At 52.8% G+C, this 11,964-nt stretch carries 12 protein-coding genes; 9 read left to right on the top strand and 3 right to left on the bottom strand.

Annotated elements, in window-relative coordinates; translation table 11 throughout:
* The first annotated feature begins 129 nt into the window (after positions 1-129).
* From M4D81_RS04860 to M4D81_RS04870, 3 genes are all read left to right on the top strand, one after another.
* On the top strand, positions 130-429 hold the full coding sequence (locus tag M4D81_RS04860; RefSeq protein ID WP_071218738.1) for a DUF485 domain-containing protein: 300 nt from the start codon (positions 130-132) through the stop codon (positions 427-429).
* A 6-nt stretch (positions 430-435) separates the two neighbouring features.
* Positions 436-1,947: a solute symporter family protein gene (locus tag M4D81_RS04865; RefSeq protein WP_071218739.1), complete on the top strand. Its 1,512-nt coding sequence runs from the start codon at positions 436-438 to the stop codon at positions 1,945-1,947.
* Between the two features lie 135 nt (positions 1,948-2,082).
* Entirely contained in the window at positions 2,083-3,621 is a 1,539-nt protein-coding gene (locus M4D81_RS04870; protein WP_260064747.1) for a solute symporter family protein, read from the top strand.
* A 47-nt stretch (positions 3,622-3,668) separates the two neighbouring features.
* Here M4D81_RS04870 and M4D81_RS04875 read toward each other — a convergent pair whose 3' ends face one another.
* Entirely contained in the window at positions 3,669-4,553 is an 885-nt protein-coding gene (locus M4D81_RS04875) for a class I SAM-dependent methyltransferase (protein WP_260065094.1), read from the bottom strand.
* Between the two features lie 203 nt (positions 4,554-4,756).
* Here M4D81_RS04875 and M4D81_RS04880 point away from each other — a divergent pair, with 203 nt between their 5' ends.
* The 4 genes from M4D81_RS04880 to M4D81_RS04895 all read left to right on the top strand — a co-directional run bounded on the left by M4D81_RS04880 (position 4,757) and on the right by M4D81_RS04895 (position 7,020).
* The gene (locus tag M4D81_RS04880; protein WP_260064748.1) at positions 4,757-5,497 is read left to right on the top strand and encodes an HAD family hydrolase; all 741 of its coding nucleotides are present in this window, start codon (positions 4,757-4,759) and stop codon (positions 5,495-5,497) included.
* Between the two features lie 155 nt (positions 5,498-5,652).
* Complete coding sequence (locus M4D81_RS04885; RefSeq protein ID WP_260064750.1) at positions 5,653-5,997, top strand: ArsR/SmtB family transcription factor; 345 nt, start codon at positions 5,653-5,655, stop codon at positions 5,995-5,997.
* 93 nt (positions 5,998-6,090) lie between these two features.
* A complete protein-coding gene (locus tag M4D81_RS04890) occupies positions 6,091-6,588 on the top strand; it encodes an SRPBCC family protein (protein WP_260064751.1) in 498 nt (165 codons plus the stop codon).
* A gap of 30 nt (positions 6,589-6,618) precedes the next feature.
* Complete coding sequence (locus M4D81_RS04895) at positions 6,619-7,020, top strand: VOC family protein (protein ID WP_260064753.1); 402 nt, start codon at positions 6,619-6,621, stop codon at positions 7,018-7,020.
* Positions 7,021-7,202: 182 nt separating this feature from the next.
* On the opposite strand, the gene M4D81_RS04900 is transcribed toward M4D81_RS04895, so the two are convergent.
* Positions 7,203-8,027, bottom strand: a complete 825-nt coding sequence (locus tag M4D81_RS04900; RefSeq protein ID WP_260064754.1) for a helix-turn-helix transcriptional regulator — start codon at positions 8,025-8,027, stop codon at positions 7,203-7,205.
* A 136-nt stretch (positions 8,028-8,163) separates the two neighbouring features.
* Between M4D81_RS04900 and M4D81_RS04905 the strand changes: the two genes are divergently transcribed.
* Positions 8,164-10,137 carry a glycoside hydrolase family 127 protein gene (locus tag M4D81_RS04905; RefSeq protein ID WP_071218746.1) on the top strand — a complete coding sequence of 658 codons (1,974 nt, stop codon included), beginning with the start codon at positions 8,164-8,166 and terminating at the stop codon, positions 10,135-10,137.
* 165 nt (positions 10,138-10,302) lie between these two features.
* Here M4D81_RS04905 and M4D81_RS04910 read toward each other — a convergent pair whose 3' ends face one another.
* Complete coding sequence (locus M4D81_RS04910; protein WP_071218747.1) at positions 10,303-10,779, bottom strand: glutathione peroxidase; 477 nt, start codon at positions 10,777-10,779, stop codon at positions 10,303-10,305.
* A gap of 264 nt (positions 10,780-11,043) precedes the next feature.
* Here M4D81_RS04910 and M4D81_RS04915 point away from each other — a divergent pair, with 264 nt between their 5' ends.
* Positions 11,044-11,964 carry an ABC transporter permease subunit gene (locus M4D81_RS04915; RefSeq protein WP_071218748.1) on the top strand — a complete coding sequence of 307 codons (921 nt, stop codon included), beginning with the start codon at positions 11,044-11,046 and terminating at the stop codon, positions 11,962-11,964.

An 11,964-nucleotide genomic window follows, 5' to 3' on the forward strand; every position in this document is an offset into this window, starting at 1 on the left:
CGCACACCCTATCGGACGTTTCGCGCAGGAGATGTGGTCGCGGGCAATCCTCCTGTATATAATCATTCTAAAGCGCTTTCATTCATGGGAGACGCCATAGAATCCTGATCGTTAATGGAGGGAAAGGCAATGGAAGAAAAAAGCTATACCGAAGTATGGCATTCTGAAAAATTCAAAACGCTGCTCTCCCGCAAGAAACGGTTCATTATTCCGATGACCGTCTTTTTTCTTCTGTTTTACTTTGCGCTGCCGATTCTCACTTCGTACACCGACGTGTTGAACCACCCTGCGATCGGCCCGATCACGTGGGCATGGGTATTTGCATTCGCGCAGTTCATCATGACATGGGTCTTGTGTATCCTGTACTCCCGCAAGGCGGCCCAGTTCGATCGTATGGTAGACGATATTAAAAAGGATATGGGGGCGTAATCGACTATGGCTATCGCGTTGTTTTGCGGAATTGTATTGCTCACGCTGATCATAACGTATTACGCTGCCAAGAAAACAACCAACACCAGCGACTTCTATACGGCAGGCGGAGGGCTCAAGGGCTGGCAGAATGGGACAGCCATTGCCGGCGACTATATGTCTGCTGCCTCCTTCCTTGGCATCGCAGGCTCGATCGCGTTAGTTGGCTTTGACGGCTTCTTTTATAGCATCGGTTTCCTTGTAGCTTACCTGGTGGTGCTGTACCTTGTCGCCGAGCCGCTTCGGAACCTCGGGAAGTATACAGTGGCGGATATGATTGCCGCTCGTTTCTCCGACAAGAAAGTGCGCGGCGTTGCAGCGCTGAACACGATTTCCATCTCCATCTTCTACATGATCGCGCAGCTGGTTGGGGCAGGCGCACTGATTAAGCTTTTGCTGGGACTGGACTATGTCACATCGGTTCTGATTGTCGGCGTGCTCATGACGATCTATGTTGTCTTTGGCGGCATGCATGCCACCAGCTGGGTTCAAATCTCGAAAGCTGTGCTGCTCATGGCCGGCACGTTCATCATCTCGCTGATCGTATTCGCCAAATTCGATTTCAGCCTGACCCAGATGTTCCATCATATGAAGACGGCTACGCCGCTGCAGGAGGCATTCCTGAACCCGGGGAATAAATACAAAATCCCGCTGGAGACGCTGTCGCTCAACCTTGCGCTCGTACTCGGCACGGCAGGTCTGCCGCATATTTTGACCCGTTTCTTTACCGTTAAGGACGCCAAGACGGCACGCAGCTCCGTGGTATACGCTACCTGGATTATCGGCATCTTCTATGTCATGACGATCTTTCTCGGTTTTGGGGCTGCCGCCTTTGTAGGCGCGGCGGATATTACCGAGGTCGATAAAGCGGGTAACATGGCTGCCCCGCTCCTGGCCAAAGCGATTGGCGGCGATTTCCTGTTCGCGCTCATCTCGGCGGTTGCGTTCGCGACAATCCTCGCCGTGGTGACGGGTCTTGTGCTGTCCGCGGCATCCGCCTTCGCCCATGATTTCTACGGCCAAATCGTGCGCCGCGGCGAATCGTCGGAGAAGGAGCAGCTGAAGATGGCACGGTACGCATCGATTGGCGTATCCATAGTCTCCATTCTGCTCGCGTTGTTCGCCCAGAAGATGAACGTGGCATTCCTTGTTTCGCTCGCTTTCGCCGTTGCGGCCAGCGCGAATTTACCGGTCATCCTGTTCACGGTGTTCTGGAAGAGGTTTAATACGACAGGCGCCGTGACCGGGATGCTGACCGGGCTGATCAGCACGGTGATTCTTGTGGCGCTTAGTCCGAATATATGGGATCCGGCCGGAAAAGCCATTTTGATTGGCGATCCGATCTTTCCAATGAGCAATCCGGGCATCATCTCTATTCCGCTTGGCTTTCTGGCAGCTTATATCGGCACGCTGTTATCCTCCTCCAAGGATGAAGCGAAGTATGCCGAAGTGCTGGTCAAGGCCAATACGGGCGCGTAATCCGGATTCGATTCTTTGACCAAAAAGGGTGTATCCAGCTGCTTGGCAGCATGGGAGATCGCCCTTTTTTTGTCATTTTATCGTAAAATAAAGATATAACATGACTTTCAGGCTGAAGTGGAAGGAGGCATGCAAATGAACATATCCGGCATCGTTTTTTTTCTGGCGATTGTGGTCGGCACGTTAATGATTACGTATTATGCTGCCAGGCGGACAACGAGCACGAATGATTTCTATGCAGCGGGCAATCGTCTGAGCGGGCTGCAAAACGGCTTGGCCATTTCCGGTGACTATATGAGCGCGGCGTCCTTCCTTGGCATCGCGGGCTCCATTGCGGTGTACGGCTTCGACGGCTTTTTCTATTCGATCGGCTTTCTTGCCTCCTATGTGATCGTGCAGTACATCATAGCCGAGCCGCTTCATAACCTGGGCAGGTATACGATGGCGGATGCGGTGGCGGTCCGGTTCAGCGAGAAACGGCTGCGCGGATGTATCGCCGTCAACAACATGATGATTACGGTGTTCTACATGATTGCCCAGCTGGTCGGTGCCGGGTGGCTCGTGCATTTGCTGTTCGGGCTGGAAACGTCGCTCGCCATCGTGCTGGTCGGAGGCTTAATGACCATTTACGTCACGTTCGGCGGCATGCTCGCGACTTCCTGGGTGCAGATCGTCAAGTCCATATTGCTGGTCAGCAGCACTTTTATCGTGAGTCTCATCGTGCTGGCAAGATTCGATTGGGATCTGCTTGGTTTATTCGAATCCATGAAGCGGGCGACCCCGTTGCAGGAGCAGTTTCTGATGGCGGGTAATATGTTCGACCACCCGCTCGACATGCTGTCGTTTAATATGGCGCTGGTGTTAGGGACAGCGGGACTTCCGCATATTATTGCGCGCTTCTACACGGTAAAAGACCCGCGTACGGTCCGTTCTTCGGTCAAAACGGCAACGTTTACGATCGGCATCTTTTATGCCATGACCATTTTTCTTGGATTTGGGGCGGCTGCCTTCGTCGATTGGTCCGTTTTGTCGGAGCGGGTTGAGCTGGCGGCGCCGCTCCTCGCAAGCGCATTGGGTGGCGAATTCTTAATGGCCTTTGTATCGGCTGTTGCTTTCGCAACCATATTGGCCGTGATCTCGGGGCTTGTGCTGACGGCATCCTCCGCATTTGCTCATGACGTCTATAGCAGCATTTTCCGCAGAGGACGGGCGACCGAGGCGCAGCAGATGAGAGTGGCCAAGCTTTCGGCCATTGGGGTTGGCACCGCTTCGATTGTGCTCGCCCTCGGCGCGCAGAAGCTGAATGTGGCATTTCTTGTTTCGTTTGCGTTCGCGGTTGCGGCCTCGGCTAATCTGCCGGTGCTGCTGTTCACGCTATTTTGGCGGAGATTTAATACGTATGGGGCCATGTCGAGCATTGCGGCCGGATTGGTATCCTCCTTGCTGCTTATGGCCGTGGGGCCTAACGTGATGGATCCCGGGGCCGGCTGGATCCGGGCGGAAGCGATTTTCCCGCTCAAGCATCCGGGTATCGTGTCCATTCCGATTGGTTTCGCTGGCGGTATTCTCGGTACCCTGCTATCCGGCAAAGTCGGCTCAAGCGGCCGATTCGAGACGATGCAGGCCATTGCCCATGTGGCCCCAGATGAGATTCGTACCCGCGAGCCGGGATGACGTTTCGCACATAAGAATGATGAAGGTTGAAAAAGGCGCTTCTTGCTTTATTTAATGCCAAGCCGCATGCGGTAGCTGAGCATAACGGGAAGTGTCCGCCCTTGGAAGTGCTCCTCGACCAGCGCATGGAATTGTGCGATTTTATCGTTCAATTCGGTTTGTTTCAGCTTGAACACGGTCTGGATACCGCCTTGGCTGACGGCAAGGCCGGTATATCGTTCAGCGGTGAACGGCTCTATATGATGGAATACGATCTCCTTGGAAAACCGGAACACTCCGCTTTCTCGGATATGCTTCAGATGCTCGTTCTTATTCCCTTTATAGGCCTTTTCCTGTGCCTCCACATGGCGGTCGATGATGGTCTCTGCCCATTCGATCAGCTCATGGTAGGATTGCTCGACCTTCCAGGTCAGGCTCGGCGGCCAATCACAATCATATACCGCGAATATCCCTTCTTCACGCAGAACGCGGGAAACCTCCTTCAACGTGCTGGCGGGGTCCATCCAGTGAAAGGATTGGGAACAGGTAATGATATCCGCGGACTGATCCGGGAGCGCCAATTGGTTCGAATAGCCGGAGACAAACTTGATATCGGCAAGCTGCGCACCGTGGCTGCCGTTAGCCTCTTCCTGCAGCGACTGCAGTTTGGCGATCGCCTTGCCCCGCATATCGTCATTCGGCTCAACGCCGATGATCTGGTCCGCTGCGTCTTTCCATGCAAACGAGGATAGTCCCGTTCCGCATCCCAAGTCGACAACGAGAGAGGGCTTGCGCTCCAAATAGCCTGTCAGCAGGGCGACAACCTCCTGGGGAGCTTCGGGGCGATGCTGGTCATAGGTATCCTCAAAGCCGGTGAAACGGTCCACGTTGCTGGCACGGTTGCCCTCGGGAACGAAATCCTTACTCCACACTTCGGTCATATCCTTGGTCATCATTATTCATCTCCTTATCCGGGTACATAAATCGGGCCTTGCAATTGGAGGTCTTGGCTGCTGCGACTCAGGATTCATGCTCCAGTTGATGTATCCTGCCGCTCTAATTCCATCATATCATAGGAAAGGAACTTATTAACAGATAGGCTTGACCCGGGTAGTGCCGATGCGGGTACAATAGAAAGATCGAATGAGGAAGAGGGATGCGTATGAAGACACCAATATCACCGAAGGGAATCTTCTTCGATGTGGATGATACATTGTATGACCATCTGGCGCCTTTTCGCGATGCCGTTCAGAAGGTTGCCCGCCCTGATGGCATGTTTCCATATGAAGCCGCTTATCACCGGATGCGTTATTACAGCGACAAGCTGTCTGTAGAGCTCGGAGGGGCTGGCACGGCGGCATACGGGGAAGCGGTTGAGGATATGCGCAGACGCCGGTTCCAGTTAGCGCTGGCTGAATTCGGCGTAGGGCTGACCCTTGAGGAGGCGGGAACGGTACAGCAAACCTACCTGGACCGGCAGTATAACATCACGATGTTTGAAGGCGCCCGGGAGCTTCTTAAGAAATTGACGGATGCCGGGCATGTCGTTGGCTTGATCACCAATGGTCCGGCAGAACACCAGATGAACAAAATCGCGGCTATGCAGCTGGGTGACCTCATACCGGAGGAGCGGTTGTTCGTATCCGGAGCTGTGGGCTGGGACAAGCCTGATCCGCGGATATTCCATCATGTGAACCGGCTGACCGGCACGGAGCCGATGAGCTCCTATTACATCGGCGATTCGTGGCGCAATGATGTGGTTGGCGCACTGGCTGCAGGCTGGCATGTGATTTGGTTCAATCACCGGAGCGTTGGGCCGGAATCGGAGCATCAACCGCAGCATACCGTGGCGAGTTATGGCGAGCTGGAGCAGCTGCTGGATGAGGTTATCGGATAAAACATGCAGCGGAGAGCGTAAAGTGTTACCGGAGCAGGACTAAGTTACAGAATTATCGCGGCCAGGCCCTTTAAGTTGAGGGTTTGGCTTTGTTTATTGCTTAATATTCAACCGGTTGGTTGACTTTATAAGTTCCATCCATTATATTTAACCATATGGTTGAACATAATAACGAAGAGCAACTGGATCACATCTTCCACGCATTGGCTGATCCGACCCGAAGAGAGATGGTGCGCATGATCGCGGCGCAAGAGATGACCGTATCCGAGCTGGCTGAGCCGTTTGACATGTCGCTTGCGGCAGCCTCCAAACATATCAAGGTGCTGGAGCGTTCTGGCCTTCTCGATCGATCCATTCAGGGGCGGACACATACCTGTCGTCTCAATCCGGGCGTCATGAGCAGGGCGCTGGAATGGCTGCAATTCTACGAGCGATTCTGGACCCGGCAATTTGATGCATTGGAACGCGAGCTGAACAAAGCGAAGAAGGAGGAGCATTAACAGGAATACGGCTGAACATACTGGATAACGATGAGAACGTAGGGAAACAGATCGAACCTAATACCAATTTCAATATGAGAAGGATGATTTACATTGGAGAATGCCTCTACAACCACGCTGGTCATGAAACGCTTGTTTGAGGTAGCGCCGGAACGAGTATTTGATGCCTGGTTAAACCCTGACATGATGCGCAAATGGTTGTTTACGCTGGAAACGACGAATAAGATCGCCCGTAATGATCCTCGCGTGGGCGGAACCTGGGAGATTGTTGACGTTCGGGAAGGCAAGGAGTACCGGGCCATTGGGGAGTACCTTGTAATAGACCGGCCCCACAAGCTGGTGCTTACCTTCAGGATGCCCCAGTTCAGCGAAACCGTGGACCAAATCACGGTGGAGTTCAAAGCCGTGGATGCGGGATGCGAAATGACATTCACGCAAGAGATCGTTGTCCCTCACGAGGAAGATTGGTCCGCAGAAGATATCGAGAAGGCGCTCACGGAGTATCATACCCAAACCGAACATGGATGGGGTTATATGTTTGAGGGCTTGAAGCAGCTGCTTGAGACAGGAAAGATGAAATATCCATCCTAATCCGATGAACAAGGGAGAGTGTATTTATCCATGAAGAGTGCAACCCCGTTTTTAATGTTCCAAGGTCATGCCGAAGAAGCCATGAACCATTACATTTCCATAATTGAGGATTCCGAAATAACCAGCATCACCCGTTATGGCCCCAATCAGCCGGGAGCCGAGGGAAGCGTCATGCATGCCACCTTTTCGTTGAAGGGGCAAACGTTCATGTGTATCGACAGCAATGTGAAGCATGATTTCACGTTCACGCCTTCCTTCTCCATCTACCTGACTTGCGAATCGGAAGCAGAGATCGAGAAGGTGTATGGGGCATTAATTGATGGCGGAGGTGCGATGATGCCGCTGGACAACTATGGGTTTAGTCAAAAATTCGGCTGGATCGCGGACAAGTTCGGCGTATCATGGCAGCTTAATCTGCCGAATGAAGCGTAATTACGCAATCGATTCATTAGAGACGGGCCCGTGAGCGGTCCGTCTTTTTTTGCGCGGACAACGGATCGTCAGCTCGATGCTCCGTTATCAAGACCTCGCGGATACAACAGCTAATCTGAACGGCAGAATTTTGTGCTGCCCGGCGATTCTTATGATCCACAGCCATCCAAGCATACTACTTCTTACTCCGTGTACTGCTTTCGGAATTGCAGCGGCGATAGGCCGAAACGTGCGGAGAAGCGGCGAGAGAAATAGGGCGGATATTGAAACCCCACATGTTCCGCGATTCGAGCCATGGACCACTGGGTGGTCAGCAGCAGCCGCTTGGCCTGGTCCAGGCGGTATTGAAGCAGGTATTCCGTAGGCGTTACGCCGTGTGATTCCTTCATGCAGCGCGTCAGGTAGTTGTAGTGGAAATGCAAGTCGGACGATAAACGTGCGTTGCTGATGGGCTCACGATAATGCATTTTGATATAGGACTCCACCTGCTCCGCGACTTTGCGTACCCGCGATTGTTCCTGGTCCGATCTCGATGGGTCCAGCAGCTCCAGCAGCTCGATAAACAGCGTTTGTTCGCGCCAAAATGCCGTGGACCTCGGTTCCGTTGCCAGCAGGTGCAGAGAATCGAACAGCTGATAGGCTTGCTCCGGATAAGGGATCGGGCCATGCTTTGGCAGCTTTATGTTGTGTGAGATCGAATCATCGCCGGCTGCGCTTGATGGTGCGGTCTGAAAATGCAACCAATAAAAGGAGGTTTCCTCCTGGCACTCCTGTACGGCGTAATGGTATGCATCCGGTAATAATACAACGCAATCCCCTGCGCCAAGCGCCCACTGCATATCCTCCTCGCCCAGGAACAAGCAGCCGCATTGAACCAGGATGAGATCGTAGACGCCAAGGTTTCTCCGGTTGGGATGCGACTCGCCCGGCAGATAATGCGTTTTTCCGGATTCAAGGAAGTAGGGGAGCGGCGGTGAAGGAATGGAAAGAACGCTCCGTTCTGTCATGGTAACACCTCCAGGGAAGTGTGAAATCGTATAAGAAATTAGGTCATTTCTGTTATCGTTTTCATCCTATCATAGAACGTAGAATGGGAAGTGTCGAGGCTTTATCATTCGAATCCCAAAGGAGTGTATATCCAAGATGATAACTCTTACTTCGCGTTCAGCTGCCGTCCCTCTCAAGCAAGTGAAACTGACGGACCCCTTCTGGTCCCGTTACATAGAGCTGGTAAGGGAAGTGGTGATCCCATACCAGTATGAAGCCCTCCATGATCGAATTCCGGGCGTGGAACCGAGTTATGGCGTGTCCAATTTTCGAATTGCTGCCGGCAGGGAAGAGGGGGAATATGGCGGTATGGTGTTTCAGGACAGCGATGTCGCCAAATGGCTTGAGGCTGCGGCTTATTCGCTTGCTATTCATCCGGATCCGAAGCTGGAGGAGCAGGTGGATGAGCTGATCGATCTTGTGGCCGCTGCCCAGCAGCCGGATGGCTATCTGAATACATATTTTACGGTAAAGGAGCCGGAGAAGCGCTGGACCAATCTGACGGATTGCCATGAGCTGTACTGCGCCGGCCATATGATCGAAGCCGGAGTTGCACATTACCGGGCGACGGGCAAGCGGAAACTGCTGGACGTGGTATGCCGTTTGGCGGATTACATCGATACCGTCTTTGGACCCGAGGATGGCAAAATCCATGGGTTCGACGGTCATCAGGAGATTGAGCTGGCACTGGTCAAATTGTACGAGGTAACCCAGGAGCCGAGATATTTGCGTCTGAGTCAGTATTTTATAGATGAGCGCGGGACGGAACCCCACTTCTTCATTCAGGAGTGGGAACAGCGAGGGAAGAAGTCATTCTACCGCTCTGTACTGCATCCGCCGCATTTGGCTTATCATCAGAGCCATCTGCCGGTGAGGGAACAGAAGGAGGCAGTCGGGCATTCGGTCCGCGCGGTTTACATGTATACGGCGATGGCCGATTTAGCTGCCAGAACGAAAGACCCTGCTCTGCTTGAGGCTTGCGTTAATCTGTGGCATAACATGGTCCGTAAACAGATGTACATTACCGGGGGGATCGGCTCCACCCATCACGGCGAGGCGTTCACCACGGATTATGACTTGCCGAACGATACCGTATACTCGGAGACCTGCGCATCCATCGGGCTGATCTTTTTTGCCCAGCGCATGCTGCAGCTGTCACCCAAATCGGAGTATGCGGACGTGATGGAGCGCGCGCTGTTCAACACGGTCATTGGCAGCATGGCTCAGGACGGGCGTCATTTCTTCTATGTGAATCCGCTTGAGGTATGGCCTACGGCCTGCCGTCATAATCCGGGCAAGTTCCATGTGAAGCCGGTTCGGCCGGGCTGGTTCGCCTGCGCATGCTGCCCGCCGAACGTGGCGAGACTGCTGTCGTCGCTGGGTGAATACGTGTATACGATGAATGACGATACGCTGTATACCCATCTGTACATCGGAGGCGAAGCCGAGGTCCGTCTCGGGAACGTGCCGGTGAAGGTAACCCAGACCAGCGCGCTGCCATGGGATGGGAATGTTACGCTTACGATTCAGCCTGAGCAGGCAGCCGAGTGGACCGTCGCTCTTCGCATTCCGGACTGGTCGCGCGGCAAAGCCGTTATGCGGGTGAACGGGCAAGAGGTGGCCGTGGAGGATATTACCCAAGACGGCTATGCCTACGTCAAGAGAGTGTGGGCACCGGGGGATACCGTGGAATTGGCATTCTCCATGGAGATCCATCAAGTAAGAGCCAATCCCAACATACGGGGGAATGCCGGCAAGGCCGCGATTCAGCGCGGGCCGTTGGTATACTGCTTGGAGAGCGTCGATCATGGAGCGCCGGTATCCTCGCTGTCGCTCGCAGGCGATCCGAAGCTTCATTCCCGATTCGATGCGGATCTTCTTGGCGGAGCCGTTGTCATTGAAGGGGAGGGATGGCTTGAGGAGTCTGATGATTGGGGCGATGAACTGTATCGTTCCTCTCCGAAGAAGAGGCTTCCCGCATCATTAAAGGCTATTCCGTACTATTTATGGGGCAACCGCGGCGAGAATGAAATGGCCGTCTGGGTGCGCGAGCTGCCGCACACGGTATAAGATCGTACAGCCCGGCTCTCCCGAATAGGGAGTTGACCGGGGAGCCGGCATACAAAGGGATGCAATGGCAAAGCATGGACGATGCCGGACCACATAACATAAAGGGCTTGCCCAAGGTCGATGGACCTCGGGCAAGCCCTTTTTTTCGGAATCGGCTGCCTGCATTTATAACAGCTTCTTGATATCTTCTTCTATTTTTTCCGGAGTATCCGTTGGCGCAAAGCGCTTGACCACCTTGCCGCTGCGGTCCACAAGAAACTTGGTGAAGTTCCATTTAATCGCTTTAATGCCGAGTGCGCCGGGCGCTTCACTCGTCAGATGTCGGTAGAGCGGATGGGCACTCGTTCCGTTCACATCAATTTTGGAGAATAAGGGGAAGGTGACGCCATGATTGAGCTTGCAGGCCTCCTCGATCGCGGAGTCCTCCTCCAGCTCTTGATTCATGAACTGACTGCTGGGGAAACCGAGAACGGCCAATCCTTGATCGCGGTAGGTTTGGTGCAGCTTCTCCAGACCGTCGAATTGAGGGGCAAAGCCGCATTTGGTTGCTGTATTGACAATGAGCATGACGTCGCCTTTATAAGACTCCAGCGTTTGGGACTCGCCGCGTATCGTTTTTACTTCATATTCATAGATGGACATCACCGTAGAACCTCCTCCAATGAGATGTATATACAATCAGAGTATATTCTTTCGCTGTAGATTGCAATTTGCTAGAAACGGCAGCGGCAATTATATGCTATTTGTATGACAAAAGCTGGAGTGTAATACATGATGCGGAAATATAAAAAGTAAAATTTTGTATTTTCATCTGGACTTATTTAGGAGATGTATGATAGTAGTAGAATAAGTGCTTATCGAATGAACCAAAAGGGGTACTGCTGAAATCATGTGTGGGAGGACGGTATGAGATTAAAAACACAAATGCTCAAAACGACGGTGACCAGCCTGCTGGCTTTTATGTTCATCGTCCTCATTGTTCTGGTTCCGAGGGATTTGAATCTGTCGCTGGACAGCAATTTGTGGGTGACGAATTATTCCTTTGATCTGGGTGAGTATGTTACGTATATTCGCGATTTTTTTGCTGCCGCCATTCAGAACGGGACGCTGGGAGAAACGCGGTATATCGGCCAGTCCTCGGAAGCGGCCGCTTTTGGGGCCGTCGGCAAAAGCCTGCTGGTTATTGTATCCGCTTTAATCCTTGGATTTGTGTTCGGCATTCTGAAGGGAGTCCTCGACTATAAATTGTCCAAGACCAAATTCAGTGTGCTGGGGCACTGGACCACATGGCTGTTCCAATCCGTTCCGGATTTTTTCCTGATGCTGATTGCCCAGTGGGTGCTTATTAAGCATGTACCGGCTGTCCGTTATTTTGCGGTTGACGGCTGGGAGGCCTTCGTGCTGCCTTCGCTGCTCGTGTCGATTTACCCGATTTTCTTCATTGCCCGAATCACGTCGGCTTCTTTGCTCGCACAGGAAGGCAAGATGTACATACTGCTGGCAAAAGCCAAGGGATTGAGTGACCGAAAGATCGTATACAAACATATGCTGCGCAATGGCGTCGCGAGCATCCTGACCCATCTTCCGGGCCTGCTTGTCTTCATCTTGTCCAATCTGCTCGTGGTGGAATATTACCGCAACTATCCAGGGGCGGCGTGGAGGTTGTTTCTGGCACTGGATTTCAATACGTTTAGCGGCACCGGCGGCAATTATGAACCGGGAGTCATTATTTATATCGCATTTTCCTTCATGGTGCTGTTCATGATCGTTCAATGGATCAGTCAATCGGCACGCAAATACTTTGATCCACGATCAGAAATGAGGTGA

This window comes from Paenibacillus sp. p3-SID867, from assembly GCF_025142895.1.
In the GTDB taxonomy this organism is placed as follows: domain Bacteria; phylum Bacillota; class Bacilli; order Paenibacillales; family Paenibacillaceae; genus Paenibacillus_AQ.

Excerpts from the sequence above, each read along its gene's own strand:
- M4D81_RS04860 (WP_071218738.1), top strand. The coding sequence starts at position 130 with ATGGAAGAAAAAAGCTATACCGAAGTATGGCATTCTGAAAAATTCAAA.
- M4D81_RS04865 (WP_071218739.1), top strand. The coding sequence starts at position 436 with ATGGCTATCGCGTTGTTTTGCGGAATTGTATTGCTCACGCTGATCATA.
- M4D81_RS04870 (WP_260064747.1), top strand. The coding sequence starts at position 2,083 with ATGAACATATCCGGCATCGTTTTTTTTCTGGCGATTGTGGTCGGCACG.
- M4D81_RS04875 (WP_260065094.1), bottom strand. The coding sequence starts at position 4,553 with ATGACCAAGGATATGACCGAAGTGTGGAGTAAGGATTTCGTTCCCGAG.
- M4D81_RS04880 (WP_260064748.1), top strand. The coding sequence starts at position 4,757 with ATGCGTATGAAGACACCAATATCACCGAAGGGAATCTTCTTCGATGTG.
- M4D81_RS04885 (WP_260064750.1), top strand. The coding sequence starts at position 5,653 with ATGGTTGAACATAATAACGAAGAGCAACTGGATCACATCTTCCACGCA.
- M4D81_RS04895 (WP_260064753.1), top strand. The coding sequence starts at position 6,619 with ATGAAGAGTGCAACCCCGTTTTTAATGTTCCAAGGTCATGCCGAAGAA.
- M4D81_RS04900 (WP_260064754.1), bottom strand. The coding sequence starts at position 8,027 with ATGACAGAACGGAGCGTTCTTTCCATTCCTTCACCGCCGCTCCCCTAC.
- M4D81_RS04905 (WP_071218746.1), top strand. The coding sequence starts at position 8,164 with ATGATAACTCTTACTTCGCGTTCAGCTGCCGTCCCTCTCAAGCAAGTG.
- M4D81_RS04910 (WP_071218747.1), bottom strand. The coding sequence starts at position 10,779 with ATGTCCATCTATGAATATGAAGTAAAAACGATACGCGGCGAGTCCCAA.
- M4D81_RS04915 (WP_071218748.1), top strand. The coding sequence starts at position 11,044 with ATGAGATTAAAAACACAAATGCTCAAAACGACGGTGACCAGCCTGCTG.